Origin of the sequence: Cryobacterium sandaracinum (assembly GCF_004403415.1) — a bacterium.
GTDB lineage: Bacteria > Actinomycetota > Actinomycetes > Actinomycetales > Microbacteriaceae > Cryobacterium > Cryobacterium sandaracinum.
The window spans coordinates 13,078-29,982 of record NZ_SOGO01000027.1 but is presented as its reverse complement, the minus strand read 5'-3'; the positions used below and the strand labels follow the sequence as shown (position 1 = coordinate 29,982).

17 protein-coding genes and 1 pseudogene are annotated in these 16,905 nt (G+C 67.7%); 4 read left to right on the top strand and 14 right to left on the bottom strand.

The genetic code is table 11. The annotated features are described in order from the left end of the window. Positions 1-124: 124 nt before the first annotated feature. Both E3T25_RS09860 and E3T25_RS09855 read right to left on the bottom strand, forming a co-directional pair. The gene (locus tag E3T25_RS09860; protein WP_104099219.1) at positions 125-781 is read right to left on the bottom strand and encodes a potassium channel family protein; all 657 of its coding nucleotides are present in this window, start codon (positions 779-781) and stop codon (positions 125-127) included. A 34-nt stretch (positions 782-815) separates the two neighbouring features. Beyond that, on the bottom strand, positions 816-2,147 hold the full coding sequence (locus E3T25_RS09855) for a TrkH family potassium uptake protein (protein WP_241980774.1): 1,332 nt from the start codon (positions 2,145-2,147) through the stop codon (positions 816-818). A gap of 190 nt (positions 2,148-2,337) precedes the next feature. Here E3T25_RS09855 and E3T25_RS09850 point away from each other — a divergent pair, with 190 nt between their 5' ends. Next, the gene (locus E3T25_RS09850; RefSeq protein ID WP_166784996.1) at positions 2,338-2,871 is read left to right on the top strand and encodes a hypothetical protein; all 534 of its coding nucleotides are present in this window, start codon (positions 2,338-2,340) and stop codon (positions 2,869-2,871) included. 36 nt (positions 2,872-2,907) lie between these two features. Here the strand turns inward: E3T25_RS09850 and E3T25_RS09845 are convergent, their stop codons facing one another. The 3 genes from E3T25_RS09845 to E3T25_RS09835 are packed head-to-tail and all read right to left on the bottom strand — an operon-like array spanning position 2,908 to position 4,671. Beyond that, complete coding sequence (locus E3T25_RS09845) at positions 2,908-3,876, bottom strand: permease prefix domain 1-containing protein (RefSeq protein WP_134342281.1); 969 nt, start codon at positions 3,874-3,876, stop codon at positions 2,908-2,910. Continuing rightward, positions 3,873-4,208 (bottom strand): PadR family transcriptional regulator, encoded by a 336-nt coding sequence (locus E3T25_RS09840; RefSeq protein ID WP_134373967.1) that lies wholly within the window; start codon positions 4,206-4,208, stop codon positions 3,873-3,875. The genes E3T25_RS09845 and E3T25_RS09840 overlap by 4 nt, the downstream gene beginning before the upstream one ends. A gap of 19 nt (positions 4,209-4,227) precedes the next feature. Then, positions 4,228-4,671: a DUF6326 family protein gene (locus tag E3T25_RS09835; protein ID WP_174721905.1), complete on the bottom strand. Its 444-nt coding sequence runs from the start codon at positions 4,669-4,671 to the stop codon at positions 4,228-4,230. A gap of 117 nt (positions 4,672-4,788) precedes the next feature. On the opposite strand from E3T25_RS09835, the gene E3T25_RS09830 reads away from it, so the two are divergent. Then, positions 4,789-5,784 (top strand): NAD(P)-dependent alcohol dehydrogenase, encoded by a 996-nt coding sequence (locus tag E3T25_RS09830; RefSeq protein ID WP_134373965.1) that lies wholly within the window; start codon positions 4,789-4,791, stop codon positions 5,782-5,784. Positions 5,785-6,000: 216 nt separating this feature from the next. Here the strand turns inward: E3T25_RS09830 and E3T25_RS09825 are convergent, their stop codons facing one another. From E3T25_RS09825 to E3T25_RS09795, 7 genes and pseudogenes are all read right to left on the bottom strand, one after another. Then, on the bottom strand, positions 6,001-6,804 hold the full coding sequence (locus E3T25_RS09825; protein ID WP_104099225.1) for a GNAT family N-acetyltransferase: 804 nt from the start codon (positions 6,802-6,804) through the stop codon (positions 6,001-6,003). 190 nt (positions 6,805-6,994) lie between these two features. Next, positions 6,995-8,368, bottom strand: a complete 1,374-nt coding sequence (locus tag E3T25_RS09820; RefSeq protein ID WP_134373963.1) for an NAD(P)/FAD-dependent oxidoreductase — start codon at positions 8,366-8,368, stop codon at positions 6,995-6,997. 228 nt (positions 8,369-8,596) lie between these two features. After that, the gene (locus E3T25_RS09815) at positions 8,597-9,874 is read right to left on the bottom strand and encodes a saccharopine dehydrogenase family protein (protein WP_134373961.1); all 1,278 of its coding nucleotides are present in this window, start codon (positions 9,872-9,874) and stop codon (positions 8,597-8,599) included. A 130-nt stretch (positions 9,875-10,004) separates the two neighbouring features. Next, positions 10,005-10,718 (bottom strand): phosphatase PAP2 family protein, encoded by a 714-nt coding sequence (locus E3T25_RS09810; RefSeq protein ID WP_241980773.1) that lies wholly within the window; start codon positions 10,716-10,718, stop codon positions 10,005-10,007. A 259-nt stretch (positions 10,719-10,977) separates the two neighbouring features. Continuing rightward, entirely contained in the window at positions 10,978-12,255 is a 1,278-nt protein-coding gene (locus E3T25_RS09805) for a multidrug effflux MFS transporter (protein WP_241980772.1), read from the bottom strand. A gap of 223 nt (positions 12,256-12,478) precedes the next feature. Beyond that, positions 12,479-12,924: pseudogene (locus E3T25_RS09800) on the bottom strand (family 1 glycosylhydrolase); the annotation flags it as partial. Beyond that, complete coding sequence (locus E3T25_RS09795; protein ID WP_134373959.1) at positions 12,924-13,301, bottom strand: hypothetical protein; 378 nt, start codon at positions 13,299-13,301, stop codon at positions 12,924-12,926. The pseudogene E3T25_RS09800 and the gene E3T25_RS09795, both read right to left, overlap by 1 nt. Positions 13,302-13,497: 196 nt before the next feature. Here E3T25_RS09795 and E3T25_RS09790 point away from each other — a divergent pair, with 196 nt between their 5' ends. After that, the gene (locus E3T25_RS09790) at positions 13,498-14,319 is read left to right on the top strand and encodes a DsbA family protein (protein WP_166785981.1); all 822 of its coding nucleotides are present in this window, start codon (positions 13,498-13,500) and stop codon (positions 14,317-14,319) included. A gap of 119 nt (positions 14,320-14,438) precedes the next feature. Next, on the top strand, positions 14,439-14,765 hold the full coding sequence (locus tag E3T25_RS09785) for a CHY zinc finger protein (RefSeq protein WP_134373955.1): 327 nt from the start codon (positions 14,439-14,441) through the stop codon (positions 14,763-14,765). Positions 14,766-15,152: 387 nt separating this feature from the next. Here the strand turns inward: E3T25_RS09785 and E3T25_RS09780 are convergent, their stop codons facing one another. Next, positions 15,153-16,016 carry a M23 family metallopeptidase gene (locus tag E3T25_RS09780; RefSeq protein ID WP_134373953.1) on the bottom strand — a complete coding sequence of 288 codons (864 nt, stop codon included), beginning with the start codon at positions 16,014-16,016 and terminating at the stop codon, positions 15,153-15,155. A 489-nt stretch (positions 16,017-16,505) separates the two neighbouring features. Then, the gene (locus tag E3T25_RS09775; protein WP_233191100.1) at positions 16,506-16,883 is read right to left on the bottom strand and encodes an ArsR/SmtB family transcription factor; all 378 of its coding nucleotides are present in this window, start codon (positions 16,881-16,883) and stop codon (positions 16,506-16,508) included. Positions 16,884-16,905: the final 22 nt, after the last annotated feature.

Sequence of the window (16,905 nt, the reverse complement as noted above, 5' to 3'; positions counted from 1 at the left end):
GCCCGGCCCAGCCGCACCCAGCCGCACCGCGCCGAACCCAGCCGCGCCGCGCCGCACCCAGCCCAACCCAACCCAGCCCCGCCGCACCCAGCTCCTCGCCGACCGGGAAGGCCAACGGCATCAGCTACCTGAGGCGGCTGAAGGACTCCACCTTGCGCACGTCGCCGGCGATCAGAATGACGTCGTCGGCCTCCAACGTCGTGTCAAGGGTCGTGTAGCTCCAGCCCTTGCCGGGGCGGTTGAATGCCGTGACGGTGATCCCGTGGATGGTGCGCACGCTCGATTTTCCGAGCGGCACGCCGATGATCTCCTGCGGCGGGTTCGTCTTCACGAGGGCGAAGTTCTCGTCGATCTCGATGTAGTCCTGCATCACCCCGCGCACGAGGTGGGCCACCCTTTTGCCCATGTCCTTCTCGGGGTAGATGACGTGCTTGACGCCGATCTGGCGCAGGATCTCACCGTGTGGGTCGCTGACCGCCTTGGCCCAGATATTCGGGATGCCCAGCTTGAGCAACAGGCTCGCGGTGAGGATGTTCGCCTGGATATCGCCGCCGATCGCGACGACCGCGCTGCTGAAGTCCGGCACCGAGAGTTGGCGGAGCGTCTCCTCTTTGGTCGAGTCGGCGCGCACGACGTGGGTGAGCAGGCCGTTGTGCGCCTGCACGATCTCCTCGTCTCCGTCGATGCCGAGCACCTCGCTGCCGCTGGCCATCAGCTCGAGTGCAAGGGCGCTGCCGAACCGACCCAGGCCGATCACGACGATCGCATCCTCTTCGGCCATACGCGCAGGCTGCTGGTGCCCGAACAGGGAAAATTTAGCCAATGATGGGCCTCTCTTTCGGTAATTCATACCCGGTGGGGCGGTCCCGCAGGGCGAGCGCCGAGGCGAAGGCGATGGGACCCAGACGACCGATGAACATGAGCAGCATCAGGATGATATGACCGGCCGGGGGCAGACCCGCGGTGATCCCGGTGGAGAGCCCCACCGTGCCGAACGCGGAGATCGCTTCGAACAGAAGGGCATCGAGGCCGATATCGGTGATCAGCATCAGGGCGACCGTGGAGACCGTGATCACCGCAACCGCCAGGAGCACGATGGTGATCGCCTGACGGTGCACGGCCCGGGAGAGGCGCTTGCCGAAGACGTTCACGGCCACCTCGCCACGGATTTCGGTCAGCAGGATGAAGAACAGCACAGCGAAGGTGGTGATCTTGATGCCGCCGGCGGTGCCGGCCGGGCCTCCGCCGATCAGCATGAGCACGTCCATGCCGAGCAGGCTCGCGGAATCCATCGCCCCGATGTCGAGGCTGTTGAACCCGGCTGTGCGCGTCTGCACCGATTGGAAGAATCCCACCAGGAGTTTGCTCGGCCAGTCCAGCGGTCCGAGCGTGCCCGGGTTGTTCCACTCCACGCCGGTGATGTAGACAGTGCCCGCGACCAGAAGTGTGATCGTTCCGGCCAGCACGATGCGGGTGTTCATCGACCACTTCAGCGGGTTCCGGAAGTGCTTGCGCAGCTGCATGATCACCGGGAAGCCCAGGCCGCCGAGGATCACGGCGGCGGCGATGGGCAGGCAGATGAACGGGTCCGTCGCATAGGAGATGAGGTTGTCGCTGAACAGGGCGAAGCCCGCGTTGTTGAACGAGGACACGGAGTGGAACACGCCGAGCCAGATGGCCCGGCCCGGCGCTTCGCCGTACCCGATCCAAAACCGCAGGCTCAGCAGCACCGCCACGATGGACTCCACGATCAGGGAGATGCGCACGACGCCGAGAACCAGCCCGCGGACATCCTCGAGCCCGAAGCTCTTGACCTCGGCGGCCGCCGTCATGCGGGACCGAAGGGACATCTTGCGGATCACGGCGAGCCCGATGACCGAGGCGAACGTCATGATCCCGAAGCCGCCGACCTGGATCAGGGCCAGGATGATGACCTGGCCGAACGGCGTCCAGAACGTCGCGGTATCGACGACGGTCAGCCCGGTCACGCAAACGGCCGACGTGGCCGTGAAAGCCGCGATCAGGAGCGGGGTGCCGCCGGGGCCGGGCGTCGCGATCGGGATCATCAGCAGCACCGTGCCGATCAGGATGGCGGCGGCGAATCCGGCGACCACGACTTGCGCCGGATGCAGCCGGGCGCGCGGCACGCGCGGACCGCTTCTTCGGAGAGACAAGGATGGCACCCGCTCACTATACGGTTCACGGGCATCCGTCGTCTGTTCCGGTTTCGACACGGCACCCCCCCTATCGGTGACTGCCGCACTCACGCAAAATCCGAGATAATCTGTGTACACCGGCGAGGGGGAACCAAGGGTGAGATTCAACGGGGGTGTGCGTATGCACACGCACGCATTGCGGCCCCACGGCCGGTTGCTGGTGCAGTCGGGGCTTTCCGTCCTGGCCCTTGCCGCACCCATCTCAGCCGTGCTCTTCTGGCTCAGCATCCCCAACGGCACCTGGCGTCCGGTTGCCATCGCCCAGGTTGTGCTCCTGAGCATCTGCGGCCTTGCCTATCTCGCCTACACTCGCACCATCATCCGTGTCGATGCCGAGGGCATCTCGGAGCGCGGCTTCATGGGCCTGGTCAAGGACTTCTCCGCGGACGAGATCGGCAGCGTCGTGCTGCTCGACCTCTACCGGAGCGGGGCGCTCGACACGCAGCCGCAGCTTTTCGTCACCGGCACCGACGGCCGACTGCTGGTGCGCATGCGCGGGCAGTACTACTCGCGCGGCGCCATGGACACGGTGGTCGATCAGCTCGGCGTACCCATGGTGCGGGTGCCCGAACCGATGACCCTGCAGGACCTGAACCGGGTGCGCCCCGAACTGCTCTACTGGTTCGAGCGACGCTTCACCCGGCGCGGGGAGTAGCGCGGCATCCGCTCTTCGCACTCTGCGAATCACGGCTCAGCGAGTGCGCCGTTTCCGGGTCGCGCGCACGATTGCATCAATGGAGTCCAGGGCGGAGAACAGCAGCACGACGACCACCACGATGGCCGTGACGACCCCGACGCCCTGCGGCCAGCCGACGGCATCGAAATAGTCCGGGTTGAGCAGCCGGCCGCTCGCCGTGAGCCAGACCGCTGGAACGACGAAGAGAACGTCCAGCACGATGGTCGCCATCGCATTCGACACCGACCATCCCGTGTAATACGCGAACAGGTGAAAACTGATGCTGACAGCGGCATAGAAAAGTGCGATATAGAACGCCCCGGATGTCCACAATTCCGTCGCAATCGGACCGATGAGTGCGCTGTCCCGCCCCTCGACCGCACCCACCGTCTGCAGCCAGATCAGCACGCTGGCGATGATCACGAGAAAGCTGATTCCGCCGACGAGCTCCGTGAAATAGCCGCGCTTGTCCAGGACCTCGGGCAGGGATGCCGGATCCCAGACCACTGTGCGCCTTGACCGCATCGCCGATGTGCGCTCGATGATCGCGAAGATCACCGTCGTGAAGAACGCGATCGACATGGCCGTCTCGATTGCACCGGTGACGGCGACGCCCACCGTTTCACCAGCCGACGAGCCGGCGACAAAAGTGACGATGCCGCTGAACAGGAACCAGATCGGCACCACGGTCGAGAGCAGCACCGTGAGCACGCGCACGTAGTCGAAGTAGAGATCCGGTCCCACGAGGTAGGTGGGCTTCTCCGAGTACCGGGCGGCCAGCCGGCGCGGTGCGCCCAGCTCGGCGAGCACGGTGTGTTCGGCGGCCACGGCATCCGTTCCCGCCTCCAGGCGATCCTCGATTGCGTCGGCGATCAGGGTGCGCAGTTCGGCTTCAATGTCAGCACGCTGCCGCGCAGGCAGGCCGCGCAGCGCTTCGGTGACGAAGCGGTCGGTGAGGGTGGACGGGGTGAACGGGGTGGTCATGATGTCTCCGTGAGGGATCGGAATGCCATGTTCAATTCGTTCCAGTCGGTGGTGAGGGTGGCGGCGAGACCCACCCCCTCCTCACTCGTGACGTAGAACTTGCGCGGTCGGGACTCGTCGGTGTTCCACTCGCTCGTGAGGAGACCCTGCTTCTCCAGGCGCCGCAGCAGTGGGTACAGGGTGTTGGCATCCACCGCGAACCCCTGGGATTCGAGGGCCGTAAGCAGGGCGTAGCCGTAGTTGGGCTGCGTTAGCAGCACCAGGCAGGCGAGCACGATGGTGCCGCGCCGCAACTCCTGCCGGTGGGTGGCGAGTTCTTCTTCGTTGAGCACTTGTACACATTAGTGTGCGTCACACACCCGCAAGGGCCCGGTCGTGCGCCGCCCGCTCTCTGGAGCGGGTCCAGGATGCCGCGAGGACGACAATGGCCAGCAGCAGCGTGATCTCGATCGCGGAGAAGAACAGGTAGACCGGCGTGGGCGGTGTGCCGAGGAACAGCGTGGAGACCTGAACCGCGGCCATAACAGATGCGGCGCCCACATTGATCCAGCGGTTCAGTCCGTGGCGCACCACGCGAGCGAGAAGAACCATCGCGATGGGGATCTGCATCAGCACCCCGGCCGCGACCAGCTTGCCGGGTGTGAAGGGCCCGCCGCCGAGGGTGCCGGTCTCGAGGTCGACGAGGTGTGCCGGGTCGTAGAGCCCGAGCACGTCGCAGTAGAGGTAGTTGAACAGCAGAACGATCCAGAGCGTGGAGAGCAGCACGGGCCGCGGGAGTGGAGTGAGCAGCATCATGGGATCGGATCCTTTCCGAGGGTTGGTGTGTGGGGATTTGGTGTTGTCGGGTTTCGGTTTTGTAAGTCGCACTGTACTGTGTATCACACACTATAGTGTTACACCAGAAAGGGTGCCATGAAAGCGATCATCCAGCGGGCCTACGGCGGGCCCGAGACCCTCGAGTACACCGATGTCCCCATGCCGGTGCCCCGTGCCGACGAAGTGCTGATCCGCGTCCACGCGGCATCCGTGAATGCGGCCGACTGGCTGCTGATGCACGGCGAGCCCTATCTCGTGCGGCTCGCGTTCGGTTTGCGGGCACCCCGCATCGCGGTCCGGGGACGAGATGCCGCGGGAGTGGTCGTGGCCGTCGGCAGCGCCGTGCGACGCGTCGCCGTGAATGATGAGGTCTACGCGGAGGTCAATGCGGGCAGCTTCGCGGAATTCACGGTGGCGACCGAGAAGGTGGTTGCCCGCAAGCCTGCCACGCTCACCTTCGAGCAGGCGGCGACGGTGCCAATCGCCGCGACCACGGCGCTGCAGGGACTCCGGGATGCCGCGAACCTGCAGCCGCGCGATCGGATTCTGGTCAACGGCGCATCCGGCGGGGTCGGATCGTTCGCCGTGCAGCTTGCGAAAGCCTTCGGGGCTGAGGTGACGGCCGTCTGCAGCACTCGGAACGCCGAGCTGGCCCGCGGCCTGGGCGCCGACCACGTGATCGACTACACCTCCGAGGATTTCACGGCCAAGGGTCGGCAGTACGAGGTGATTTTCGATCTCATCGGCAATCGCTCCCTGTCCGACTGCCGCCGCGCGCTCACCCCACGCGGAACGCTGGTGCTGTCCTCCGCTGCAGGCGGTCGTCTGCTCGGCCCGATCGGGCGCATCCTCGCCGCATCGGCCCTGGGAGTCTATTCGCGCCAGAGCCTCCGCCCGCTCGTGGCGTCGGCCAGCGCCACCGATCTCGATGTGATTCGCGAGCTGATCGACTCGGCCAAGGTCGCTCCCCGGATCGAGACGACCTACCCACTGAGCCGGACCGCCGACGCCCTGCACCACTTCGGCGAGGAACACACCCGAGGCAAGATCGCCATCTCGATCTGGGACGGAGTGACGGCTGGCCCGGGGTGACGGCTGGCGCGGAGTGCGCCGCCTCGTCTGGCCCGGAGTGACGGCTGGCGCGGAGTGCGCCGCCTTGTCTGGCGCGGGGGCTGCGCTCCCGAACCAATTCGACGGAGATTTTGGCCGAAACGGATGTTTTGGGTCGGAAAACCGGGTTTACGGGCAAAATCTCCGTCGAATTCGCACGGCGCGCAGGGCGGGCAGGGCGGGCAGGGCCGACGAGGCTCAGTCGGGGGCCGGCCGGCGATCGGGGACATCCGGTGTGAAGATGTAATCGTTGTTCTCAGTGAGCTCGGGGCGCATCCCGCGAGACAGGTTGTTCTGGAACAGTGTCCGGGACTCGTCCCGGCGCCGGACGGCCTCGGCCGGGTCGTCGGCGCGCAGCCGCTCGAAGTCCACGTCAAGAGACAGCGAGTCGCTGCCCGACCAGACTGGGGGGAGTTCGCCGGCCAGTGCCCGGAGGGTGCGCGGAGAATCGAGTCGCCACCGCACCTCGAACCGGTCACTCCGGTCGCTGCCGGTGATGACGTCGTCGAGCCGGCCGTAGAAATCCGGCAGGAAGCGCACCACCTCGGCGCCCAGCTTGACCAGGTTGAAGTGCGCGTTGCGGCGGATCAGCGGGTCGAAAGTCCAGCGCATGTCTGCGACGCCGTGCTGCAGACAGAGTGCCCGCTGGAACAGTTTGAGCGCGTAGCCGACCCCACTGCCGCGCTGCCACGGCACGACCGCTGCCATGTGCGAGTGCAGGTGGATGCCGTCGGTCCAGCCGAGGAAGCCGAGCGTCGCGCCGACCGGTTTGCCGGCCTTGGTCGCCACCATCACGGTGTTGCCGGCGAAGTCGAGCGCCAGGAGCATCGACCTGTCGGGGCTGTGGCCCACGCCCCAGGTGCGCTCGAACAGGCCGATCACCGCGGCCAGGTCGCGGGGTTCAGCCTGCCGCACGGTCACCCCGGCAGCCTCGGCGGCTGCATCCGCGGCGGCCTCCGCCTGCCGCACGGCTTGCTGCGAAACCCCCGGCTCAACGCTCATGCGTTGAGTAGACCACACCAGGCCCGGTTCCCGGCAGCCGGCCACCGTGCTAATTCGACGGAGATTTTGCCCGGAAGACAGGTTTTCGGCCCCAAACCAGCTGTTATCGGCAAAATCTCCGTCGAATCGGTTCACGCACCGGGCACGCACCGGGCCGCACCGGGACAGCCGCGCGGCACGAGCGCCCGCGCTAGTGTCCTCGACCCGAGACCACGTCCGCGACCGACGCGATCGGCGATGTCGTCCGCCGCCGGGTCAGCTCGGCATGGTCGGCCAACGAGTAGGCGCGGTAGAGCGCGTGCACGGCGAGCCAGCGCAGCGGCTCCGGCTCCCAGTTACGCACCCGGTGGTTCACCCACGGCAGCCGGGTGCGGCCTGTGTCGTTGCCGAGGATCAGGTCGGTCAGCGTGCGCCCGGCGAGGTTCGTCGTCGCCACCCCGGTGCCTACATAGCCTCCGGCCCAGGCCAGCCCGGTCGCCGGGTCCAGCCCCACGGTCGCCGCCCAGTCGCGCGGCACGCCGAGCACCCCCGACCAGGCGTGGTCGATCTGCGCGCCAGCCGTCACTGGGAAGAACCGGGTCAGGATGCCTCGCAGCGCCTCCACCGTGCTCGCCGGAGTCCGCCCGTCGGAATCCGTCTGCGACCCGAACCGGTACGGCACGCCCCTACCGCCGATCGCGATGCGGTCGTCAATGGTGCGCTGCGCGTACATATAGGCGTGCGCCATGTCACCGAGGGTCTCCCGGCCCGCCCAGCCGATGCTCTGCCAGACGTCCGAGCTGAGCGGCGCGGTCGCGATCAGCGACGAGTTCATCGGCAGCCACGCCCGGTGCAGTCCCTTCAGGCCCGCCGTGAACCCCTCCGTCGCGCGCACCACGAACTCCGCCTCCACGGCGCCGCGGTCGGTGATCGCCCGGTGCGGCGTGATCTCGCTGACCCGGGTATTCTCGAAGATCTCCACGCCGAGGCCCTCCACCACCCGGGCAAGCCCGGCCGCGAGTTTGGCGGGGTTGATGCGCGCGCAGTGCGGGTGCCACATCGCCCCGGTGGCACCGGCCACGTCGATACGGGCGCGCGCAGCCGCCGGGGAGAGGAGTTCGACATCCGTCATGTCCCAGGCCTGCTCCGACCGAGCGGATGCCTCCAGCCTTCGTTGCTGCGGCTGGTCGTAGGCCACGGTGAACTCGCCGCCCTTGACGATGTCGGCGTCGACGCCCTCGGCCTTGGCGACCCGGATCACCTCGTCCACGGTCTCGTTCATTCCGGTCTGGAACCGGGCCGCCGCGTCCCGGCCGTGCGACTTCACGTACTGCTCGCGGCCGCCGGTGACCGAGTTGGTCAGCCAGCCGCCGTTCCGCCCTGACGCTCCGTAGCCGGCGAAGCGCTGCTCCACAATCACGATCCGAAGCGCCGGGGCCGCCTTCTTCAGGTAATAGGCCGTCCACAGCCCGGTATAGCCGGCACCCACGATGCACACATCGGCCGTCGTCGGCCCGGGCAGCGGGTCGCGGTCGGCCGGCCGGCCGAGCTGGTTCCACCAGAAGGAGACATCACCATTGATCATTCCCGCACCGCTTTCGTTCCGACGGATGTTTCGCGCTCAGTCACAGCATCATCTCGCATCCGGCTCGATCGGGCGGCAATCCCGATCCCCCCTGCCGGGATTCGCGTCGCGAGGATGGTAAGCCGTTGCGCGGATGGCACGCCACGCGCGTAGCGGCGCACCACCCGCGCCGCGGCCGCAGCTATGCGCTCGGGCATCCGCCTGGCACGTCGGAAGGTCGAGTGCGTCTCAGGACGCCAGCCGGTCCTCCATCCCCCAGGGCTGGCCGTAGCCGCCCTCGGTTTCGGGCGCGCTCATCAGGTCGAGGAACACCTTCGCATCGAAGGCCTCCGGGCCGAGCACGCCGATGCCGGTCCAGGTGCCAGCGGCCAGCAGTTCCAGGGCGATCACCGGGTTCAGGGCGGTCTGCCAAACCACGCACTGGGTGTCGTATTCGCGCATCGTCCACTCGTTTTCGGCGACGTGGTAGAGGTAGACCTCGCGCGGCAGGCCGCCCGGACCCGTGCCGGTGACCCACACTCCCGCGCAGGTTTTGCCGGTCATCCGCGGGCCGATCGTGGCCGGGTCAGGCAGGCAGGCGGCCACCACATCGCGTGGGGCGACCAGCGCCGGGCCGGACGCGCTGCGCACCCGCACCGGGTCGACCCGGTCGAGGCCGAGCAGGTGCAGGGTCTTCAACACGCCGATGAATTCCTCACCGAGGCCGTACTTGAAGGTGACCCGATTCGCATCGAGCCAGCGCGGCATCAGCACCACCTCCTCGTGCTCCACGTTCACGCATTCGACCCGGCCGATGCCCTCCGGAAAGTCGAACATCTCCGGTTCACTGAACGGCTCGGTGGTGAACCAGCCGCGGTCCTTCTCGAAGATCAACGGCGGGTTCAGGCACTCCTCGATCGTGGTCCAGATGCTGAATGATGGCGCGAAGATCTCGTTGCCGGCGTCGTCGTGCACGACCAGGTTGGCACCGTCGCGCGTGCCGAGCTCCTCGATCTGCCGAAACAGGTGGTCCGAGGCGTAGCGGGCGAAGACATCCGAGAGCCCCGGCTCGACGCCCATGCCCACCAGGGCAAGGCGGCCGGCGGTCTCCCAGTCGGCGGCCTGCGCGAACTGGTCGTCGCCGAGCATGACCCCGGTCTGGAGGTAGGGGTCCGTGGGGTGCGGTTCGGACAGGCTCACGGCCATGTCGAGGTAGTCACAGCCGGCGGCGAGCGCCCCGGCGAACACCGTGGGCACGAACTTCGGCTCGACCGCGTTCATCACGTGGGTGGCGCCGTGCCTGAGCGCGACGGCGGCGACCATGTCCGGGTCGCCGGCGTCGATCTGCTCGGCGGAGAACCGGGCTGCCGCCGCGTGCCCGTGCTTCAGGCCGATTGCGACGATGGTGCGTTCCGCCCGGGCCAGGTCGTAGTCGCACACGATGACGTGCTCGAAGAACGTGCGCCTGGCGATGATCTTCGCGAACGCGTCTCCTACGCCGCCCGCCCCGACAAGGAGGATTCTCATGCGTCGACGCTACCCCGGGGCATCCGTTACCGATGCGGCTGCCGATGCGCCCGTGCGTCCGTGCGCTCTGCCCGAACCAATTCGACGGAGATTTTGCCCAAAACGCGCGATTTTGCCCCGATTAAGGGCTCTATGTGGAATTTCTCCGTCGAATTCGCAAGGGCGACGGATGCTGCGCCGCCAACTCGCGCTCTCCCTGGAGCTTCGCGGCGACCGGGGCCCACAGCAGCACGGCGACGGACGCACCGAGCAGCAGCCCGCCGATCGTATCCGTGAGCCAGTGTGCGCCCAGATAAGTGCGGCTGACCATCATCAGAACCGTGTAGAGGGTGCCGGCCAGCCAAACCCAGACGCGCGGGAAGAGGATGCCGAGACAAACCGCCATGGTCGCCGCATTGGCGACATGGCCGGACGGAAAGGATCCGAAATCTGACATGACCAGCATGTCTTCCGGCCTATCCCGACCGAACAGTGATTTGAGTACCTGCACCAGTCCCGAGCTCACGATCGTGGCAACCACAAAGTAGCCGGCCGCCCACGGCCGTTTGAGCAGCAGCAGCGCCACCAGAATCAGCACCGGGATCACGATCACGCCGGCGATTCCGGCACCGAGGTAGTTCATCGTGAGCGAGAGATACTCCCAGACGGGCGCCCGGTGCTCGAGGATCTCATCCATCCACTCGGCGTCGATCTCCAGCGGGCGGCCGTTGCCGCGCAGCACGATCAGGGCGCCGAGCCCCACGGCCAGCAACAGCGCTGCGGACCCGCTGACCAGAGGCCACCGGCGGGCGATGCGTCGGGTGGCGGAGGTGGCTGCGGTCTCGGGGGCGCGCTCGCTCATCATCTGTCCATGCTAGATCGGTGCGGGCGTGCGGCTTCCCGCCCTGGCCATTTGCCGCGCATCTCCGGGGGCTTACTCAGGAGATCTGCGAAGCCGGTGGCGACGGATGCCGGAATCACGCGGCATCCGTCGCCACCTCGGCCACACCATCGGAAATCTCCTGAGCTAGCCACCGGCGGCAACTGACGACTGACCGCTGACGACTGACCAGTGACCACTGACCGGAGGCTGAAGGATGCCGTTACCCGGCGCCCATCTGGCCTCAGTGCTCCAGCGCGGGCACCGACCGGGGGCGCACGATGAGCCACAGGGCGAAGATCGACACGATGGCGGTGACGCCCATCACGGCGCCCATCGGAACCGCTGTCCCGACGCCGAGCACGCCGACGATCGGGGAGATCAGTCCGGCGACGCCGAAGTTCGCGGCGCCGAGCAGCGACGCGGCGGTTCCGGCCTCATGCGCGTGCGCGTTCAGGGCGATGACCTGCACGCTGGGGAGGGTGAAACCGCAAGCCGCGATGAAGAACCACAGCGGCACCAGGGTGCCCCAGAGTCCCGCGCCGGCGAGGTCGAGCAGCACGATGGCCGCGGCCGTGATCAGGAGCACCACGGTGGACACCGAGATGATCCACTGCGGGCCGATGTTGAAGCGGTGCATGAGTCGGGAGCTGAGCTGCACACCCATCACGATGCCGAGCGAGTTGACGGCGAAGAGCACGCCGTACTGCTGCGGGCTGAAATCGTAGACCTGCTGGAACAGGAACGACGACGCCGAGAGGTAGGAGAACAAACCTGTAAAGGTCATCGCCCCGATGATCGCGACGCCGACGAAGATCCTGTCGCTGAGCACCGCACGGTAGCGCTGACCGAGGGAACTGTGCCCCTTGGTGTGGCGCTCGGCATCCGGCAGCGTCTCGACGATCCAGAACGCGACGGCCAGGATCACGACCGCACCGTAGGCGGCGAGCACCCAGAAGATGCCGCGCCAGCTCATCACCAGCAGCAGCTGCGAGCCGATGACCGGGGCCAGCACGGGGGCCAGGCCGCTGATCAGCGCGAGGCGGGAAAGCATCTTCACGAGCGGCTTGCCGCCGAACAGGTCGCGCACCATCGCCAGGGCGACGACCGCGCCGGCCGCGGCGCCGAAGCCCTGCAGCAGACGGAAGACCCCGAGCCAGACGATGTCCTGGGAGAGGGCGGCGCCGACACTCGCCAGAATGTGGAAGCCGGTCGCGAGCATCAGCGGCAGTCGGCGCCCGACCTTGTCACTCCACGGGCCGACCACAAGCTGGCCGAACCCGAACCCGATCATGGTGCCGGTGAGGGTCAGCTGGATGGCGGCCGCCGATACGCCGAACTCACGCTCCAGGGTCGGGAAGGCCGGCAGGTACAGGTCGATCGTGAACGGGCCGAGCGCCGTGAGGGCGCCGAGCACGAGGATGTAGACCAGGCGCTGGCCGCGGGAGAGAGCGTCGCCGGGATGCTTCGCGGCCGACCTCAGGTCGGCGGCGGTGATGACGGTGATGGCGGCGGTGCTCACGAAAGTACTGATCCTCGGTATCGATGGGGCTCTGCGTGCTGGTCTGATTTCGTTAGCGGCACCGCATCACGGGCGTCAGCACCAGCAGCGGAACACGGAACCGCCCTCACTGTCAAGGCAACCACACCGGCGCCTATTCCCCCATTCACAGAACGCCGCGGAAGTTGCAGGAATCCGCCCGATCGTGCACCGGTCCACTGCCGGAAGCTGGGACCTACTCCGGGCCCTCGTCTTTGAGCGCCTGCGGCAGGTCCCGGTGGTACAGAGTCGCGATCGGGCGGATGCCCCGGGCCAGCAGCCCGTCGACGAGACGCCCAGAGAACGCCAGCCCCTTCTCGTTCGCCGGACCGCGGCAGATCGGCTGGATGCGGGACCACGCAATCGAGGACCGGTAGGCGTGCAGACCGAGCGACACCATCAGATCGAGGTCTTCGTCGAGGCGGTGGCAGTGGCAGTGGCAGTGGCAGTGGCAGTGGTCGGAGGCTACGTCGCCGGTGTCGCCGTTCAGATCCTTGCCGGGGGTGCGGCTGAGGGTGTCCCAGATCGACGGGCCGCGGCCGTCCTCGTTGAAGGCACCCTCGATCTGGCTGCTCGCGGTGGCAAACCGAAAAGGAACCCCTCGGGGAAAACGAGTCCGGGGTCGCGGTAGTCAGCATTTCCACTGGTCATCAGGGTGAGTGTCGCCGTTCCGAAAACGGATGCCGCGGTGCCGGCGCCCGGCCGCCGAGCTCGGAACGGTGTCGGCGAACCGTTGTGCACCGTGAGGGGCTCCGCCCGGCCGCCGGACTCGACCGGTCGGGGACCGTGACGGTCTCGGCCGGACCGTCCAGCGGGTTCGCGACCTCGATCGTACGCACAGCCGGGCCGCCCAGGAAAACGGGGATCGGCGTGTCAGCCAGGTCACCCGCGTACTCGGGGTGGCCGGCCACGGGAACCGGGCGCAGCGGTGTGGCTAACTCAGGAGAATCGACGGATGCCGCGATCCGGGCCCCCGATTCCCGCGGCGCCCAGCCGCCGGCATCCGTTTTCTCCTGAATTAGCCCCAACCACCGCGGATCGACCGCGCGGGCGACGACTCGGTTCTCCGCACGGCGCTCACAGCCCCCTCACAGCCCCGCTGCACCTCCCCCGGAGACGGACCCTCTAACCTTGGAGCTACCTGCCAGTCGCAACGAAACGGTGCATTAGTTCATGAGTAATGTCTACGGCAAACCTGTCCCCCCCAAGAAGGATCGCCGCGAGATGGCGCGTGAAAGCGCCCGCCAGCTCCGCGAGGAGCAGCAGAAAAAGGAGAAGCGCAACCGCTGGCTTCTGCGCGGCGGCATCGGCGCCGGCCTGATCGCGGCTGCCGTGGTCGTGGCCCTCGTCGTGGTCGGCAGCCAGGGACCTGCGGCGCCGGGCCCGCTCAACATGGCCAGCGACGGCGTGCTGCTCGGCGGCGACGGCACCAACATCGTCCCGGTCGAGACCGTCTCCGTGGCCGCCGACGAGAACCCCATCGCAACCGACCCGACAACCCTCGGCGACACCGCCAACATCGTGGTCTACGCGGACTATCTCTGCCCCTTCTGCGGCCAGTTCGAAACCACGAACGGCGAGCAGATCGCCGGATGGGTCGCCGCGGGCACCGCCACGCTCGAGCTGCACCCGATCTCAATCCTCGATCCGGTTTCGGCCGGTAGCAAGTACCCGACCCGGGCCGCGGCCGCCGTCGCGTGCGTCGCCAACCATGAGCCCGAGAACGTACTCGCCCTGAACGCGGCCCTGTTCGCGAACCAGCCCGCGGAGAACACCGAGGGCCTGACCGACGAAGACCTGGTCAGCCTGGCCACGAGTGCGGGCGTCACCGACGAGAAGGTCGCCACCTGCATCACGGAGAACACCTTCGCCGCCTGGGTCGGCACCGCCACTAAACGCGCCCTCGACGGCCCTCTCCCCAACGCCGACATCGAGCAGGTCAAGGGCACGCCCACCGTGCTCGTCAACGGCGTCTCCTACCCCGGCGTCCTCGACGACCCGGCCGCCTTCGAGGCCTTCGTCACCGCGCAGGCCACCGCCGAGTAGCGCCTGGGGTTCGGGGCACCGCGAGGTGCCCCAGCCTCACTCCCGACGCCCCGGCCTCACCCCCGGCGCCGCCCCGCCCCCACGTGCAGTCGCGATCGTCTCTCGCACGAAGGACCACCATGCAGATCCACGGACAGACCGTCGACGCCCAGACCCGCTGCGTGCACTACCGTTCCGCGCTCGACGTCGTGGCGATCAGATTCTTCTGCTGCGGGCGCTTCTACCCGTGCTACCAGTGCCACTCCGCCGGTGAAACCCATGCCGCCCGGCTCTGGCCGGCCGACCTCTGGGCCGAGCACGCCATCCTCTGCGGAGTCTGCCGCGGCACACTCTCGATCGCCGACTACCGGGCAACCACCGCGTGCCCTGCGTGCGGTGCCGCCTTCAACGACGGATGCCGCGCTCACGCCCATCTCTACTTCGACCTCCCGGCAACGCCGGCCTGAGCCGCTGCCGCACGAGCCCGCAACCCACCGCCACCGCCACCGCTACCGCTACCGCTACCGCTACCGCCACCCACTTCGGCACCCAGGATCCCAGGTGGGAACCAATTCGACGGAGATTTTGCTCCCCGAAGGCCGGTTTCGACGATTTCGGGGGTGAATCGGCAAAATCTCCGTCGAATTCGTTCAGGGCGGATGCTGCGGGCCAAGCAGGACAATGCCGCAGAACTGAACCGGAGAGCCGGCTTGAGCTGGGCACTTGCCGGCCTGAGCCGGGCCTTCCACCCCCGCACGGGCTCCAGCCGGCACGCAGCGACCCCCGCGCAGACCGCGCAAACCGCGCAAACGGCGCACCCCGAGCACCCCGAGGAACTTGCGCGCCCCTCGCGACTACATCGGGCCGGCGCGCTCCGACAGCCAGGCGTACGGATCCGTCGGGGTGATCCCGTCGATCAGGATCTCGAAATGCAGGTGCGGGCCGGTGCTCTCGCCGGTGCTGCCCACGTTGCCCAGGTGCGTGCCCACGCCCACGGACTGTCCCGCGGAGACCTGCAGCGAGCCGGCCTGGAAGTGCGCATAGACGCTGCTGACGAGCTGTCCATCGACGGTGTGGTCGACGATCGCGTAGACGCCGAAGCCGCCGTTGTCCGTGGCGGAGACTTCACGCACGACGCCGTCCGCAACCGCCTGGGCAGGTGCACCCTCGCCGGGAAGCATATCGAGCCCCTTATGGAACGTCGAGCAGCCCCCGCAGGGTGCATCGCGCGCACCATAGGGATCGGAGAGGCGAACCGAGCCCGGGAAGGGCCACTGCACGGCTGCACCAGCGGCGGCCGGAGCGGCCGCATCGTCGGCACTCGGAACCGCAGCAGGGGCGGCAGGCATGGGTTCGGGCTTCGGCGCATCAGTGACCGTGAAACCGTCGCGCTGCACGGTGGCGGTGGCCGCCGCACTCGGCATCAGGCTCTGTAGCGACGCTTCGGCGGCGGAGGCATTAGGGGCGGCGGCAGCACGCGCGGCGGGATCGGACTCGGCGGCATGCGCTGAGCCATCCGCGGAGGCCCGCACCGATTCTTCCACGGCGGCCGGCGGCAGCCAGCCGTAGACATCGAGTTCCGAGGCCTGTGCGGGAATGCCGAGGACCACCGTGAGCAGTCCGGCGAAAAGCATCGCGAATCCGCCGGCGGCGGCCTGACGCGGGATCAGGGTGAATCTGGTGAGCCTGGGAAACCTGTTGAGCCTAGGCGTCTGCATAGGCACCTTCCGCCGAAACGCGGCGGGCAGGGAACAGGGGAAAAATGGGCATGGTGAGAGCTCTCGTCGGCGCGGTTACGCGGTTCGGGTGAGGGGGGCCGGAACCTCACTCAGACGGAGAATGCGCTCACAGCGCAGAGCAATCCCACGGGGAACGACGCTCCCTCAGAGGAAGTGTCCAAGTGCGCCGCACGACGTGGGGCTTCGCGCACAAGAGTTGAGGATATCTCGGTATCCTGATAAAGCAATGGGCTTGCGCAGTTCGGTCACGGATGTTCCGGCCGGCGGCCCAGGATCGACGCCACGCGCGATCGCCCGAAAGCTCAACATTTCAGCCTAGCCCGCACGCGCAGCACCGCAAACTCAGCACAGCAACCTCGGAGCCGCAAACTCTGCTCCGCAACCGCAGAGCAGCACCCGCAGAGCCACAAACGCAGAGCCACAAACGCAGAGCCGCACCCGCAGAGCCGCACCCGCAGAGCCGCAAATTCAGAGCCCGAGCACCCGATCCGCCAGCGTGCCGAGCGCGCCCGGCACGAGCCGGTAGTACGCCCAGGTGCCACGCTTGTCGCGGGTCAGGATACCGGCATCCACCAGCACTTTGAGGTGGTGTGACACGGTGGGCTGACTGAGCCCGAGGGGTTCGGTGAGGTCGCAGACGCAGGCCTCCATATCGTCGTGCGCGGCCACCAGCGAGACCAGACGCAACCGGGCCGGGTCGGCCACGGCCTTCAGCAGCCGGGCGAGCCGCTCCGCCTCATCGGCGCCGATCGCTTCGCGCGCGGCAGGGGCGCAGCAGGCAGCGGCCGCGCCAGCGGCATCCGTCGTGCCATCTGCGACATCCGAAGCAACCGCGCCATCCGTCACGAGATCCACGGCGACCGCAGCG

Coding starts and splice junctions, on each gene's coding strand:
- E3T25_RS09860 (WP_104099219.1), bottom strand. CDS start 781: ATGGCCGAAGAGGATGCGATCGTCGTGATCGGCCTGGGTCGGTTCGGC.
- E3T25_RS09850 (WP_166784996.1), top strand. CDS start 2,338: ATGCACACGCACGCATTGCGGCCCCACGGCCGGTTGCTGGTGCAGTCG.
- E3T25_RS09845 (WP_134342281.1), bottom strand. CDS start 3,876: ATGACCACCCCGTTCACCCCGTCCACCCTCACCGACCGCTTCGTCACC.
- E3T25_RS09835 (WP_174721905.1), bottom strand. CDS start 4,671: ATGATGCTGCTCACTCCACTCCCGCGGCCCGTGCTGCTCTCCACGCTC.
- E3T25_RS09830 (WP_134373965.1), top strand. CDS start 4,789: ATGAAAGCGATCATCCAGCGGGCCTACGGCGGGCCCGAGACCCTCGAG.
- E3T25_RS09825 (WP_104099225.1), bottom strand. CDS start 6,804: ATGAGCGTTGAGCCGGGGGTTTCGCAGCAAGCCGTGCGGCAGGCGGAG.
- E3T25_RS09820 (WP_134373963.1), bottom strand. CDS start 8,368: ATGATCAATGGTGATGTCTCCTTCTGGTGGAACCAGCTCGGCCGGCCG.
- E3T25_RS09815 (WP_134373961.1), bottom strand. CDS start 9,874: ATGAGAATCCTCCTTGTCGGGGCGGGCGGCGTAGGAGACGCGTTCGCG.
- E3T25_RS09810 (WP_241980773.1), bottom strand. CDS start 10,718: ATGATGAGCGAGCGCGCCCCCGAGACCGCAGCCACCTCCGCCACCCGA.
- E3T25_RS09790 (WP_166785981.1), top strand. CDS start 13,498: ATGGCGCGTGAAAGCGCCCGCCAGCTCCGCGAGGAGCAGCAGAAAAAG.
- E3T25_RS09785 (WP_134373955.1), top strand. CDS start 14,439: ATGCAGATCCACGGACAGACCGTCGACGCCCAGACCCGCTGCGTGCAC.
- E3T25_RS09780 (WP_134373953.1), bottom strand. CDS start 16,016: ATGCAGACGCCTAGGCTCAACAGGTTTCCCAGGCTCACCAGATTCACC.